We start from the raw sequence: 14,910 nt of genomic DNA on the forward strand, positions 1-14,910 counted from the left end.
ATGAGTTTCATCTACGACGAACGGATCGACGGGCCGCTGGCGACCGTCGATCGCGCCACCCTCGTCGCCGCGCTGCACGCGGCGGCGCCCGGCCTCGACGTGCTGCACGAACGCGAGGCGCTCAAGCCGTTCGAATGCGACGGGCTGGCCGCGTACCGCACGGTGCCGCTCGCGGTCGTGCTACCCGACACGGTCGACCAGGTGCGCGCGGTGTTGCGCGTCGCAGCCGCGCACGGCGTGCCGGTCGTCGCGCGCGGCGCGGGCACCGGATTGTCGGGCGGCGCGATGCCGCTCGAAAAAGGCATCCTGCTGGTGATGGCGAAGTTCAACCGGATCCTCGACATCGACCCCGATGCCGGCATCGCGCGCGTGCAGCCCGGCGTGCGCAATCTCGCGATCTCGCAGGCCGCCGCGCCGCACGGCCTCTACTACGCGCCCGATCCGTCGTCGCAGATCGCGTGCTCGATCGGCGGCAACGTCGCCGAGAACGCGGGCGGCGTCCACTGCCTGAAATACGGGCTCACGGTGCACAACATCCTGAAGGTCGAGATCCTGACGATCGACGGCGACACGCTCACGCTCGGCGCCGACGCGCTCGATGCACCGGGCTTCGACCTGCTCGCGCTGTTCACCGGCTCCGAAGGGATGCTCGGCATCGTCACCGAGGTGACGGTGAAGCTGTTGCCGAAGCCGCCGAGCGTGAAGGTGCTGATGGCGAGCTTCGACGACGTCGCCGAGGCGGGCGCCGCGGTCGCGCGGATCATCGGCGCGGGCGTGATCCCCGGCGGCCTCGAGATGATGGACAACCTCGCGATCCGCGCGGCCGAGGACTTCATCCACGCGGGCTATCCGGTCGACGCGCAGGCGATCCTGCTGTGCGAGCTCGACGGCGCGGCCAGCGACGTCGACGAGGATGCCGAACGCGTCGCCGCGCTGCTGCGCGACGCGGGCGCAAGCGAGATTCGCGTCGCGCGCGACGAAGCCGAGCGCCAGCGCTTCTGGGCCGGCCGCAAGAACGCGTTCCCGGCGGTCGGCCGGATGTCGCCCGACTACTACTGCATGGACGGCACGATCCCGCGCCGCGAGCTGCCGCGCGTGCTCGAAGGGATCGCCGCGCTGTCCGCCGAATACCGGCTGCCGGTCGCGAACGTGTTCCACGCGGGCGACGGCAACATGCACCCGCTGATCCTGTTCGATGCGAACCGGCCCGGCGAGCTCGACCGCGCGGAAGCGCTCGGCGGCAAGATCCTCGAGCTGTGCGTCGCGGCGGGCGGCAGCATCACCGGCGAGCACGGTGTCGGGCGCGAGAAGATCAACCAGATGTGCGTGCAGTTCAACGCCGACGAAATCACGTTCTTCCACGCGGTGAAGGCCGCATTCGATCCGCAGGGGCTGCTCAATCCCGGCAAGAACATCCCGACGCTGCACCGCTGCGCCGAATTCGGCGCAATGCACGTCCATCACGGCAAGCTGCCGTTTCCCGAACTGGAGCGCTTCTGATGCGACGCGACATCGAATCCATCGACGACAGCGCGGCGCTCGTCGCGCAGGTCGACGCGGCGATCCGCGATCGCCAGCCGCTGCGCATCCGCGGCGCCGGCACGAAGGCGTTCGTCGGCCGCCCGGTCGAAGGCCGCACGCTCGACGTGCGCACGCATCGCGGCATCGTGTCGTACGACCCGACCGAACTCGTGATCACCGCGCGCGCGGGCACGCCGCTCGCCGATCTGGACGCGATGCTCGACGCGGCCGGCCAGATGCTGCCGTGCGAGCCGCCGTCGTTCGGCGGCGCGGCCACCGTCGGCGGCATGTTCGCGGCGGCGCTGTCGGGCCCGCGTCGTCCGTGGGCCGGCGCGGTGCGCGACTTCGTGCTCGGCTGCCGCGTGATCACCGGCCACGCGAAGCATCTGCGCTTCGGCGGCGAAGTGATGAAGAACGTCGCGGGCTACGACGTGTCGCGCCTGCTAGCCGGCAGTTTCGGTTGCCTCGGCGTCGTGACCGAAGTGTCGCTGAAGGTGCTGCCGAAGCCGCGCGCGACGTGCGATCTCGCGTTGACGCTTGCGGCAAGCGAAGCCGTGCAGCGCGTCGCCGCGTGGCGTCGCGCGGGGCTGCCGCTCGCGGGTGCGTGCCACGCGAACGGCGTACTGCGCGTGCGGATCGAAGGCGGCGACGGCTCGGTGAAGGCCGCGCGCGACATGATCGGCGGCGACCGGATGGACGACCGCGGCGACGCATGCTGGGCGCGGCTGCGCGATCTCGCGCTGCCGTTCTTCGACGACCCGCGTCCGCTGTGGCGCGTGTCGGTGCCGGCTGCCGCGCCGCTCGACGCGTGGCCGGGCGCGCAGCTCGTCGACTGGGGCGGCGCGCAGCGCTGGCTGAAAAGCGACGCGGCGCCGGCCGACGTGCAGCGCCTGGCCGCGCAATGGGGCGGCCACGCGACCTGCTTCACGCCGGGCACGACACCTGAGCCGTTCCAGCCGCTGCCGCCCGCGCTGCTGCGCGTGCACCGGCAGCTCAAGGCGCAGCTCGACCCGCACGCGATCTTCAATCCCGGCCGGCTCTACGCCGACTTCTGACGCGAACCCGATCCCGACCCGCCGATGCAAACCAATCTCAGCGAAGCAAGCAAGGCCCTCGCCCGGGCCGACGAAGCGGAAGCGATCCTGCGCGCGTGCGTGCACTGCGGCTTCTGCAATGCGACCTGCCCGACCTATCAGGTGCTCGGCAACGAGCTCGACGGGCCGCGCGGCCGCATCTACCTGATCAAGCAGTTGCTCGAAGGCGAGCCGTGCGGCGAACGCACGCAACGGCATCTCGACCGCTGCCTGACGTGCCGCAACTGCGAGACGACCTGCCCGTCCGGCGTGCGCTATCACACGCTGCTCGACATCGGTCGCGCGGAAGCCGAAAAGCGCGTGCAACGGCCGGCGCGCGAACGCCTGCTGCGCGCCGGGTTGCGTCACGTGGTGCCGCGCCCGGCCACGTTCGCCGCGCTGCTGAAGGCCGGCCGCGCGCTGCGCCCGCTGCTGCCCGGCACGCTGCGGGACAAGATCCCGGCCGCCGTGCCCGCCGCCGCGCCGCGCCCGGCCGTGCGTCATGCACGGCGCGTGCTGATGCTAGAGGGCTGCGTGCAGCCGTCGCTGTCGCCGAACACCAATGCGGCCGCCGCGCGCGTGCTCGACCGGCTCGGCATCAGCGTGAGCCCCGCGCGCGAAGCCGGCTGCTGCGGCGCGACCGAATATCACCTGAACGCGCAGGATGCGGGCCTTCAGCGCGCGCGCCACAACATCGACGCATGGTGGCCCGCGATCGAGGCCGGTGCGGAGGCGATCGTGCTGACCGCGAGCGGCTGCGGCGCGTTCGTGAAGGAATACGGCGACCTGCTGCGCTCCGACCCCGTCTATGCGGAGAAGGCGCGGCGCGTCAGCGCGCTCACGCGCGATCTGGCCGAAGTGATCGCGGCCGAGCCGCTCGACGCACTCGCCGATGCGACGCCACGGCGCGTCGCGGTCCATTGCCCGTGCACGCTGCAGCACGCGCAGCGCCTCGGCGGTGCGGTCGAGCGCATCCTGACGCGGCTGGGCTTCGATCTGACGAATGTCGCCGACGGCCATCTGTGCTGCGGCTCGGCCGGCACGTATGCGCTGACGCAACCCGACCTCGCGACGACACTACGCGACAACAAGCTCGATGCGCTCGAAGCGGCGCAGCCGGACCTGATTGTCACCGCCAACGTCGGCTGCCAGACTCATCTGAACGGCGCGGGCCGCACGCCCGTGCGCCACTGGATCGAGCTCGTCGACAACCGGCTGGTCACCTGACCGCCGCTTCCGGAGGAAACCCATGCAAACGAAACCCGAACTCGAACTGGCCGATGCCGAGCGCATGCTCGCCGCGGCGCGCGCGGAAGCGGAACGCCACGGCTGGGCCGTGTCGATCGCCGTCGTCGACGACGGCGGCCACCTGCTCGCGTTCGCGCGGCTGAACGGCGCATCGCCGGCCAGCAGCACCCTCGCGCAGGACAAGGCCCGCGCGGCGGCGCTCGGCCGTCGCGAGACGAAGGCGTATGAGGATATGATCAACGGTGGCCGCACCGCGTTTCTGAGCGCGCCGCTAACGGGCTTGCTCGAAGGCGGCGTGCCGGTCACGGTCGGCGGCCGGATTGCAGGCGCGATCGGTGTGTCTGGCGTAAAGTCCGAACAGGACGCGCAGATCGCCCGCGCCGGTACACAGAGCGTCGCGGAATAACCAGCCAAACCGCGCGCATTTTCCCCGGGAGGATTCACGATGATCGACCAAGCAGGACTGCAAGTCGCGCCAGCGCTGAGCCAGTTCATTGAAAACGAAGCGCTGCCGGGCACCGGCATCGACAAGGCCGCGTTCTGGAGCGGTTTCTCGGCCCTGGTGCACGACCTCGCGCCGCGCAACCGCGAGCTGCTCGCCGAACGCGACCGCCTGCAGCAGGAACTCGACGCGTGGCATCGCGCGCACCCCGGCCCGGTTCGCGACCATGCCGCGTATCGCGCATTCCTCGAACGAATCGGCTACCTCGTGCCGGTCCCGTCGAACGTCGCGGCAGCCACCGCGAACGTCGACAGCGAGATCGCCACGCAGGCCGGCCCGCAGCTCGTCGTGCCGCTGTCGAACGCACGCTATGCGCTGAACGCCGCGAACGCGCGCTGGGGCAGCCTGTACGACGCGCTGTACGGCACCGACGCACTGCCCGAAGACGGCGGCGCCGAACGCACGTCGGCCTACAACCCGACGCGCGGCCAGCGCGTGATCGACTACGCGCGCAACGTGCTCGACACCGCGGCGCCGCTCGCGAGCGGCTCGCACCGCGACGCGCTGCGCTACCGCGTGCAGGACGGCCAGCTCGCGGTCGAAACCGCGCAGGGCAACGTCGCGCTCGCGCAGCCCGCGCAGTTCGTCGGCTACCAGGGCGCGGCCGATGCGCCGTCCGCGATCCTGCTGAAGCACAACGGCCTCCACCTCGAGATCCAGATCGACGCGTCGACGCCGATCGGCCGCGCCGATCTCGCGAACGTGAAGGACGTCGTGCTCGAAGCCGCGGTCAGCACGATCATCGACTGCGAGGATTCGGTCGCGGCGGTCGACGCCGACGACAAGGTCCAGCTCTACCGCAACTGGCTCGGCCTGATGCAGGGCACGCTGGTCGAGGAAGTCGCGAAGGGCGGCAAGACCTTCACGCGCCGCCTGAACGCCGATCGCGAGTACACGACGCCCGCCGGCGGCACGCTGTCGCTGCATGGCCGCTCGCTGCTGTTCGTGCGCAACGTCGGCCACCTGATGACCAACGGCGCGGTGCTCGACCGCGACGGCAACGAGATTCCGGAAGGGATTCTCGACGGTGTCGTCACGGTGCTGTGCGCGCTGCACGACCTGAAGGCGAAGCGCAATTCGCGCACGGGTTCGATCTACATCGTGAAGCCGAAGATGCACGGCCCGGTGGAAGTCGCGTTCGCCGACACGCTGTTCGCGCGCATCGAGGATCTGTACGGCCTGCCGCGCAACACGCTGAAGATGGGCATCATGGACGAGGAGCGCCGCACCAGCGTGAACCTCGCCGCATGTATCGCCGCCGCCGCCGCGCGCGTGGCGTTCATCAACACCGGCTTCCTCGACCGCACCGGCGACGAGATGCACACCGCGATGGAAGCGGGCCCGATGATCCGCAAGGGCGACATGAAGTCGTCGGCGTGGATCCAGTCGTACGAGCGCAACAACGTGCTCGCGGGCCTGTCGGCCGGCCTGCGCGGCCGCGCGCAGATCGGCAAGGGCATGTGGGCGATGCCGGACCTGATGCATGCGATGCTCGAGCAGAAGATCGCGCATCCGCGCGCCGGCGCGAACACCGCATGGGTGCCGTCGCCGACCGCCGCGACGCTGCACGCGCTGCACTACCACCTCGTCGACGTGCAGGCCGTCCAGCAGGAACTCGAGAAGACGCCGTACGCGAGCGAGCGCGACGCACTGCTCGAAGGGTTGCTGACCGTGCCGGTCGTCGAGCGTGCCGCGTGGAGCGAGGCGGAAATCCTGAGCGAGGTCGAGAACAACGCGCAGGGCATCCTCGGCTACGTCGTGCGCTGGGTCGAACAGGGCGTCGGCTGCTCGAAGGTGCCGGACATCCACGACGTCGGCCTGATGGAAGATCGCGCGACGCTGCGCATTTCGAGCCAACACATCGCGAACTGGCTGCGCCACGGCGTGATCACCGAGGCATTCGTGCTCGACGTGTTCAAGCGGATGGCGCGCGTCGTCGACCAGCAGAACGCCGGCGATCCGAACTATCGCCCGATGGCGCCCGGCTACGACCAGTCGACCGCGTTCCAGGCCGCGTGCGCGCTCGCGCTGCAAGGTACGTCGCAGCCGAGCGGTTATACCGAGCCGCTGCTGCATCAGTTCCGGCTCGCGTTCAAGGCGCAACAGCGCGGCGCATAAACCTGCGCATGCGGGTTCGTCCCGCATGCCGGGCGCCGGCCGTACGCCGGCCTCGCGAAACGGGCAGCCTCGCGGCTGCCCGTTTTCATATTCGCGTTCAGCCGAGCGTTGAAACCGATAATCGGCGCCTGTCGCCGGCCCACCATTAATCCGCCGGTATCCGCAACCGTCGGCGCGACCTCCCCGCTGCCCCGCAAAGCCTTGCGCCGCAACGCTGCGCCCGATATTGGCAAGCCCGGGATTACACCGTAATTTGACCCCGATCAACAGGATGCAACATTTTCCGCGCACGCAAACACGCGCGTTATACTCCGTGGAATTCGCATCACGCAATTCGTCAGATCGTCGAATTGCAGTCAATGTTTACCTGTAAATATAGGGTTTATCCGGTCGCGATTGTCGATAATCGGCGGCCGTTTTTTCCGCTGAACGAAAGGCTGGCACGGGCAGAGGGCTGCGCACCGGATCGCCACCGGTAGTCATACGAACAATCGCATCGACCCGCCGCCCGGCGACGATGCCCCCGATCCACGGACCATGGCCGAAACCGACTACGCAATGCCCAGCGAATCCGGCCTGACGAGCCGTGTCGCCGCTCATCTGCGCCGGTTCCTGCTGCCGCACCTGATCTTCTATACGGGGCTGCTGATCGCGCTGATCCTGCTGCTCCTGTGCGGAATCGTGCTGTACGAAGGCCGCATCGACGCGCGCGACCGTTCGCGCAGCATGCAGCAGAATCTCGCGCTGATGGCGTCGTGGGACATCGAACGCAACATCGAGATCTATTCGCTGTCGCTGCAGGCGGTCGTCGAAGGCGCGAACGACCCCGACGTCACCAAGCTGCCGATGCCGCTGCGCCGCCAGGTGCTGTTCGACCGCGCGACGACGGCCAAGTACCTCGGCGGCATCTACGTGCTCGACGCAAAGGGCGACATCGCGGTCGACGGCAAGAGCGACGTGCCGCGCAAGGCCAACTTCGCGAACGAACCGTACTTCACCGTGCCCCGCGACCACCCCGAGATCGGCCTGTACGTGAGCCCCCCGTATCATTCTCGGCTGCGCGGCGGCTCGCCGAGCATCGCGCTCAGCCGGCGAATCACGCGGCCCGACGGGTCGTTCGGCGGCGTCGCCGTGATGTCGATCCGGCTCGAATATTTCCAGAATCTGTTCTCGCGCCTGTCGCTCGGCGACCGCGGCTCGGTTGCCCTGATCAACACGGACGGCAAGATGGTCGCGCGCGAGCCCTACGACCCCAGGATTGTCGGCCGCGACATCAGTCGCGCGAGCACGTTCCGGCATTTCATGACCGCCAGCGAAGGGAGCTTCGCCGATACCGCGTCGATCGACGGCGTGCGACGCCTGTACGTGTTCCGGCACCTCGACGGCCTGCCGCTGATCGTCATGGTCGCGCGCTCGGAAGCGGACACCTACGCCGCGTGGTACGACCGTGCGATCCCGATCGGCTCCGCGATGGTCGTGCTCGCGATCGGCTTCGTCGGCCTGTCGCTGCTGCTCGACGTGCAATTGCGCAAGCGTCATCGCGCGGAAACCGAGCTGCAGGCGCTCGCGCGCACCGACGGCCTGACGGGCCTCGACAACCGCCGGATGCTCGACGTCACGCTCGCGCGCGAATGGCGGCGTGCCGCGCGCTCGCAACATGCGCTGTCGCTGCTGTTCATCGACGTCGATTACTTCAAGCGCTACAACGACACGCAGGGCCACCAGGCCGGCGACGACGCCCTCGCCGCGGTCGGCCACTGCATCGCCGGCTGCCTGCGCCGCCCGGCCGACTATGCGGCGCGCTATGGCGGCGAGGAATTCGTCGTGGTGCTGCCGGACATCGACTCGGACGGCGCGGTGACGATCGCCGAAACGATCCGCACGGGCGTCCTCGATCTCGGCATCCGCCACGACGCCGGCACGGTCGGCCGGCTGACGGTGAGCATCGGCGTGACGACCAGCTATCCCGAACGCGACGACAACATCCAGGCCGCGCTGAAGCTGGCCGACGATGCGCTGTACCGGGCGAAGGAAGGCGGGCGCAACCGCATCGTCGTGCAGGCGGCCACGCCGCCCGACGATCGCCAGTCGCGGCGGGCCTGAGCGTACGGGCAGCGGCGGGGCCGCCGCCGTCCGCAGGCAAAATCACCGACAATATCGGCTCGATACGCCACCGCGCCGCCGCGCGGCCGACGTCCCCGGCCGGGCCGCGCCTGGCTGGCCGCGCCTGGCCAGCCGCACCACGGCCGCGCCGGTTCGCGGCCGCTTCGCACCACCATGAGACTCAAGGCAAAGATCTTCCTTCTGGCCATCGTGCCGTTCCTGCTCGCGATCGCCGGCATCGGCTTCGGCGTGCGCCAGCAGGCGACGTCGCTCGCGCGCACGCAGCACGCGACGATCCAGGCCGCGTACCTGTCGAGCAAGGAAGTCGAGCTGAAACACTACGTCGAGCTCGCGACGAGCGCGATCATGCCGCTCTACGACGCGAGCGGCCGCAATGCGCGCGACGACGCGCTGCTGCGCACGCAGGCGCTCGCGATGCTGCAAAAGATGGATTTCGGCCCGGACGGCTATTTCTTCGTGTACGACCTGCACGGCAATTCGCTGATGCATCCGCGCGAGCCCGAACGCGTCGGCCACAACTTCTGGTCGATGCGCGACCCGCAGGGCGCACTGACCATCCAGAAGCTGATCGGCGCGGCGTCGCAGGGCGGCGGCTACGTGCGCTACGCATGGCAGCGGCCGTCGACGGGCCGCGTCGCGCCGAAGCTCGGCTACGTCGTCGCGCTCGAGCGCTGGGGCTGGATGGTCGGCACCGGCATCTATCTCGACGACGTCGACACCGCGCTGCAGCGCATCGACGCGCGCGCGTCCGCGAACATCGAGCGCACGATGAGCTGGCTCACCGCGATCGCGCTCACCGGCGCGGCGGCGATCGCCGTGTGCGCGCTGGTGCTGAACGTCAGCGAGTCGCGCAGCGCCGACGCGAAACTCAAGCAGCTCGCGCAGCGCGTCGTCGAATCGCAGGAGCAGGAGCGCGCGCGGCTGTCACGCGAACTGCACGACGGGATCAGCCAGATGATGGTGTCCGCGAAGCTGATGCTCGAATCCGCGCTCGCGCGCTTCGAGCGCGGCACGTCGCGCGTGCCCGAAGCCGAGCAGGCGCTCGCGTCGGGTGTCGGGCGGCTCGGCGATACGCTGCGCGAAGTCCGGCGCATCTCGCATGCGCTGCGGCCGTCGATGCTCGACGATCTCGGCCTCGCGGCCGCGCTCGAGCAACTCGTGCGCGAGCTCGGCGCCGAGAGCGGCATCGACATCGGCTATACGCAGGTCGCGCACAGCGGCACGCAGCCATTGCCCGAAGCCGTCAACACCGCGCTGTTCCGGATCGCGCAGGAAGCGCTGAGCAACATCGTGCATCATGCGCGGGCGTCGCGCGCGGCCGTCACGCTCGACGTCGGCGCGCAAACCGTCACGCTGACGATTGCCGACAACGGCTGCGGCTTCGACGCCGAACGCTCGCAGGCCGACGCGCGCCGCGGCATCGGCCTGCGCAACATGCGCGAGCGCCTCGACGCGCTCGGCGGCACGCTGACGATCACGTCGCAAGTGGGCCACACGATCGTCGCCGCACGCGTGCCGCTGCGCAGCGCGGCGTGACGACGCGCCCCATTACAGGAGACCTTTCACGCATGAGCGCCCCCGATACCGCCCGGCCCGCCGCCCGACTGCTGCTCGTCGACGACCACCCGCTCGTACGCGACGGCTTGCGGATGCGGCTCGAAGCGGCCGATCTGTCGGTGGTCGGCGAGGCCGGCAACGCGGACGAGGCGCTCGCGCTCGCCGCGTCGCTCGAACCCGATCTCGCGCTGATGGACGTCGGCATGAACGGCATGAACGGCATCACGCTCGCCGGCATATTCCACGAGCGCTTTCCGGGCATTCGCGTGCTGATGCTGTCGATGCACGACAACATCGAGTACGTGACGCAGGCGGTGCGTGCCGGCGCGAGCGGCTATCTGCTGAAGGATTCGCCCGCGAGCGAGATCGTCCGCGCGATCGGCGCCGTGCTGGCCGGGCAGACGTTCTTCAGCGAAGGGCTGGCCGCGCGCATGATCCAGGCGAGCGCGACCGCGTCGCCGCTGGACCGGTTGACGCCGCGCGAGCGCGACATCCTCGACGCGCTGGCCGAGGGGCTGTCGAGCAAGCAGATCGCGCAACAGACGGGGCTGTCGGTGCGCACGGTCGAGACGCACCGGCTCAACCTGAAGCGCAAGCTGGAGATCGAAGGGCAGGCCGAGCTGATCAAGTTCGCGGTCGAGCATCGGCGGCGGTAGGCCCGCCTGTCGAACCGATCCGCCGCGACCCGCCCGCGCGCCTTCTCATTCCGGCTCCGGCCGTGAAGACGTCACGCACGACACGGCCGCTTGCTGCGCCTTTTCACGTCGCATCGTCAACATCAGCGCGATCACCATACTGAGGATTCCGGAACACAGGATCGCGAGCGAAAACCCGTGCGCCATCGCATCCCGATACGCACCGAGCATGTCGGGCCGCGCGGCCGCGAGCACGTGCTCCATCACGGCCTGCCGCGCAAGCGTATCCGCGTGCGCGCCGCCCGCCGCGTGCATCGCGGCCGTCATCCGGTGCAACGCGCCGACGCTCATCATGCTGCCGAGCACCGCGATGCCCAGGCTCATCCCGGTCTGGCGCAATGCGTTCATCGTCGCCGACGCCATGCCCGCGCGCTCGGCCGGCGCCAGTTCCATCACGGTCATGCCGGTCGCCGGCACCGCGAGCCCCATGCCGACGCCGAGCAGCGCCAGCACCACGCCGACCGCCGCGTAGGGGGTTGTCGCACCGAAGCCGGCCATGACCGCGAGCATCGTGCCGATCAGCCCGTATCCGGCCACCATCAGCGTATGCAGCGGCATGCGTGCCGCGATGCGCCCGAACAGCATCGACGTGATCGCCGTCATCACGAACTGCGGCATCAGTTGCCAGCCCGCCGTGGCGGGCGCACGACCCTGCGCCTGCTGCAGGAACAGCGACAGGAAGAACAGGCTGCTGTACCCGGAGAACCCGAGCACAAACGACGCGAGATTCGCGCGCACCAGCCGCCGGTCGCGAAACAGCCACACCGGCAGCAGCGGCCGCTCGACCCGCGTTTCGACCCGGACGAAGACGACGAACGCCACCGCGGCGCCCGCCAGCGGCGCCAGCACCTTCACCTGCGACACACCGGCTTGGCCGATGCCGATCAGCCCGTAGGTCAGCAACCCGAGCCACACCACGCTCAGCGCCTGCCCGAACGGATCGAACGCCGCATGCGCCGGATGCCGGCGCTCCGGAATGCCCCAAGCGCCGAGCAGCACGGCCACGATGCCGATCGGCACGTTGACGAGGAAGATGTCCTGCCATCCGCCATGCTCGACGAGCAGGCCGCCCAGCAGCGGCCCGAGGATCAGCGCGAGCGCACTGAACGCCGACCAGCCGCCGATCACGCGGGCGCGTTCGCGCGCATCGGGAAACGCATGCGTGAGGATCGGCATCGCGCCGGGAATCAGCAACGCGCCGGCGAGCCCCTGGATCGCGCGGCCGGCCAGCAGCGGCCCGATCCTGCCCGCGCACGCGCAGACGATCGAACCGGCCGTGAACAGGATCACACTCGCGAGCCACACGCGCTTGTGACCGTAGCGGTCGCCGAGCGGGCCGGCCGACAGCATGAACGCGGACAGCGCGAGCGCGTACGCATTGACGACCCACTGCAGGCCGCCGATATCGGTATCGAGCGCCGTCTGCAGCGTCGGCAACGCGACGTTGACGATGCTGATGTCGAGCGTGGCGAGAAAGGTGCCGAGACAGGCGGCCAGGACGAGTGCGGCGCGACGGTAGCGAGACATGGCGGTCGACCCGCGACGGGTCCATTGATGAGAATGATTCTCATCTTACATATCGACTGACCGTCGGTCAATGGATCATGTTGGCCGTAAACGGGGGCGCTGGCCTAAACTGCGGGCTTTGCATGAACGGGCGTCGAGCCGCGCGATGACGGACAGGACCAAGGCAGGGATCAGGACAGTGAAAGACGACGCGCCGGCGGGCAAGCCGCGCACGAAGCCGGCGGAAGTCCGCCTCGAGGAACTGATGGCCGCGGCCGAGACGCTGTTCCTCGCGCAGGGCGTCGAAGCGACCACCATCAGCGAGATCGTCGAGCACGCGCAGGTCGCGAAGGGCACGTTCTATCACTACTTCGAATCGAAGACCGACATGCTCGCGGCGCTCGCGCAGCGCTACACCGCGTCGTTCCTCGACCAGTTGCAGCAGGCGGTGGACGCGTGCGACGCCGACGACTGGCTCGCGCGCCTGCGCGCATGGATCCGCGCCAGCATCGACATCTACGCCGCGACCTATCGCACGCACGACATCGTCTACACGAACCATCACCACCACGATCGCGAGAATGCCGACAAGAACGCGATCCTCGAGCAGCTCGGCGCGATTCTCGGCGGCGGCGCCCGGGCCGGCACGTGGCGGCTCGCGCACCCGCAGGTCACCGCGCTGCTGATCTATGCCGGCGTGCACGGCGCGACCGATCACATCATCGCGGCGCCGCAAACGGATCGCGCCGCGTTCGTCGATGCGGTGGTCGACGATTGCCTGCGGATGCTCGGCGTCGGCGCATGACGCGCGGCCGACGCGCCGATCGAGTAGGGTGAGGGGTCACCCCCTCAGCCCTCTCACACCACCGTACGTGCGGTTCCGCATACGGCGGTTCACGAACGAGACTGCAAACGCCGCTGTGTATCCAGCAGTGAGACCAACCCCATGGCGTCGAAGTAGCTTTTCGGGAACGCAGCGCGTGCATGCAGTGCTCCTGCGTTCCACCACGGGCCACGCCCGTTGTAGGCAGATTTGCACGCCCGCTCCTCCGAGAGCCCTTGTCGACGCAGCATCTTGACCCGGCTTCGAGGTACTTTGGCCTGTCGCCATAGAAGGCAACGTAACCGCCGTCTGATCCAGCCGTCCAGCTCCTCCAGCACCCGCTTGCCCTCGGTCCAGCGGAAGTAGCCCATCCATCCTCGCAGTACCGGATTCAGCACTGCGAGTGTGTCCGACAGGTTTCTTCCGCTTCCCGGCCTCACCAGTTCCCGCACCCGCGCCGTCAGCCTTTGCAGGCTTTCCGGTGCAATGCGCAGCTTCGCCTGACGATGCACCGTCACGCTATAGCCCAGGAACTTGCGCGTCCATGGCCGAGCGCACGCGCTCTTCGCCTCGTTGACTCCCAGCTTCAGGCGCTCCGCAAGGAACGCTGTCATCCCGGCCAACAGCCTCTGCCCCGCCGCCTTGCTTCGGACGTAGATATTGCAGTCGTCCGCGTAGCGGCAGAACGCCAACCCACGCTTCTCCAGTTCGCGGTCCCAATCCGTCAGCAGGATGTTCGACAGCAGGGGCGACAGTGGCCCGCCCTGCGGCGTGCCTTGTCTCCTTGCTTCGACCATCCCCCCACGCATCAGCCCCGCCTCCAGATACCGCCGGATCAGCTTGAGTACCCGGGCATCCTTCACCTGTCGCGCTACCCGCGACATCAGGATGTCGTGGTTGACCCGGTCGAAGAACTTCTCCAGGTCGATATCCACCACCCAGCGCCGGCCTTCCCGCACATACCGTCGTGCCTGCAAGACCGCCTGCTGCGCGCTGCGCCCCGGCCGGAAGCCGTAACTCGACTCGGAGAATCCCGGTTCGTAGATCGGTTGGAGGATCTGCAGCACCGCCTGCTGGATCAGCCGGTCCACTACCGTCGGTATGCCCAGTGTCCTCATCCCGCCCGCAGGCTTGGGAATGTCCACTGCGCGTACCGCCTGCGGGATGTACTGCCCAGCCAGCAGCGCCGCCTTGACGCTTGACCAGTGCACCTTCAGCCAGTCCCGCAGTGCCGTCACGCCCAGGGCATCCACCCCGGCCGCCCCGCCATTGCCGACCACCCTTCGGTACGCTCGCCACATGTTGCCTTTCTCGACCACCGCTTCCATCAGCAATGGCGCCCGCGCTTTCGTTCGCCCAACAGCCGCCGTGCCTGCCTCTGCACCCCCATCGGCCACCGGCAGGTTCCGCCCGCCTTCCTCCGCTGTAGGCTGCACTCGTTCGTGCATTTGGGCTTCGTCGGTAAGCATCGAGGTCTGTCGTCCTAATCACGCTCGTTCGTGTTCGGCCCTTCAGTGGCAAACCACCCACCTACTACGGCCTCTGCTGACTTCTGCACCGCCATCCCGCCGCCTCTCGACGCCGGTAGCACCATGGCAGCAGTGCAGATCTCCCCGTACATGGACGCCCCCGGCTTGCCAAGCTCTCAGTACGTGACGACGCGAGGTAAAGATTGCACCCGTACATTCGGACTCTGATTGTGGCCTTCGGCCACGGTCCCTGATGGGATGTGCTGGTTGGCGC

General features: G+C 68.8%; 11 protein-coding genes. 9 read left to right on the plus strand and 2 right to left on the minus strand.

Annotation, left to right across the window (positions count from 1 at the left end; all coding sequences use genetic code 11):
• The 8 genes from glcD (at position 1) to MMB92_RS15930 (ending at position 10,799) form a co-directional block, all read left to right on the plus strand.
• Complete coding sequence (gene glcD / locus MMB92_RS15895) at positions 1-1,500, plus strand: glycolate oxidase subunit GlcD (protein WP_006483541.1); 1,500 nt, start codon at positions 1-3, stop codon at positions 1,498-1,500.
• Complete coding sequence (gene glcE, locus MMB92_RS15900) at positions 1,500-2,576, plus strand: glycolate oxidase subunit GlcE (protein WP_124633471.1); 1,077 nt, start codon at positions 1,500-1,502, stop codon at positions 2,574-2,576. The genes glcD and glcE overlap by 1 nt, the downstream gene beginning before the upstream one ends.
• A gap of 24 nt (positions 2,577-2,600) precedes the next feature.
• Positions 2,601-3,821: a glycolate oxidase subunit GlcF gene (gene glcF / locus MMB92_RS15905; protein ID WP_125332587.1), complete on the plus strand. Its 1,221-nt coding sequence runs from the start codon at positions 2,601-2,603 to the stop codon at positions 3,819-3,821.
• A 22-nt stretch (positions 3,822-3,843) separates the two neighbouring features.
• A complete protein-coding gene (locus MMB92_RS15910) occupies positions 3,844-4,248 on the plus strand; it encodes a heme-binding protein (RefSeq protein WP_006481612.1) in 405 nt (134 codons plus the stop codon).
• Between the two features lie 39 nt (positions 4,249-4,287).
• Positions 4,288-6,462, plus strand: a complete 2,175-nt coding sequence (locus MMB92_RS15915; RefSeq protein ID WP_048988876.1) for a malate synthase G — start codon at positions 4,288-4,290, stop codon at positions 6,460-6,462.
• Positions 6,463-6,999: 537 nt separating this feature from the next.
• Complete coding sequence (locus MMB92_RS15920) at positions 7,000-8,565, plus strand: sensor domain-containing diguanylate cyclase (RefSeq protein ID WP_059722224.1); 1,566 nt, start codon at positions 7,000-7,002, stop codon at positions 8,563-8,565.
• 174 nt (positions 8,566-8,739) lie between these two features.
• Positions 8,740-10,122: a cache domain-containing protein gene (locus MMB92_RS15925; protein ID WP_006496242.1), complete on the plus strand. Its 1,383-nt coding sequence runs from the start codon at positions 8,740-8,742 to the stop codon at positions 10,120-10,122.
• Between the two features lie 32 nt (positions 10,123-10,154).
• The gene (locus tag MMB92_RS15930; RefSeq protein WP_125332583.1) at positions 10,155-10,799 is read left to right on the plus strand and encodes a response regulator transcription factor; all 645 of its coding nucleotides are present in this window, start codon (positions 10,155-10,157) and stop codon (positions 10,797-10,799) included.
• Between the two features lie 45 nt (positions 10,800-10,844).
• On the opposite strand, the gene MMB92_RS15935 is transcribed toward MMB92_RS15930, so the two are convergent.
• A complete protein-coding gene (locus MMB92_RS15935; RefSeq protein ID WP_125332581.1) occupies positions 10,845-12,365 on the minus strand; it encodes an MFS transporter in 1,521 nt (506 codons plus the stop codon).
• Between the two features lie 145 nt (positions 12,366-12,510).
• On the opposite strand from MMB92_RS15935, the gene MMB92_RS15940 reads away from it, so the two are divergent.
• Positions 12,511-13,149, plus strand: coding sequence for a TetR/AcrR family transcriptional regulator (locus MMB92_RS15940; RefSeq protein ID WP_125332579.1), 639 nt, complete (start codon positions 12,511-12,513; stop codon positions 13,147-13,149).
• Between the two features lie 89 nt (positions 13,150-13,238).
• Here the strand turns inward: MMB92_RS15940 and ltrA are convergent, their stop codons facing one another.
• Positions 13,239-14,636, minus strand: coding sequence for a group II intron reverse transcriptase/maturase (gene ltrA, locus MMB92_RS15945; RefSeq protein WP_048985191.1), 1,398 nt, complete (start codon positions 14,634-14,636; stop codon positions 13,239-13,241).
• Between the last annotated feature and the right edge of the window lie 274 nt (positions 14,637-14,910).

This window comes from Burkholderia sp. IO2 (assembly GCF_029522185.1).
GTDB classification, from domain to species: Bacteria; Pseudomonadota; Gammaproteobacteria; order Burkholderiales; family Burkholderiaceae; genus Burkholderia; species Burkholderia cenocepacia.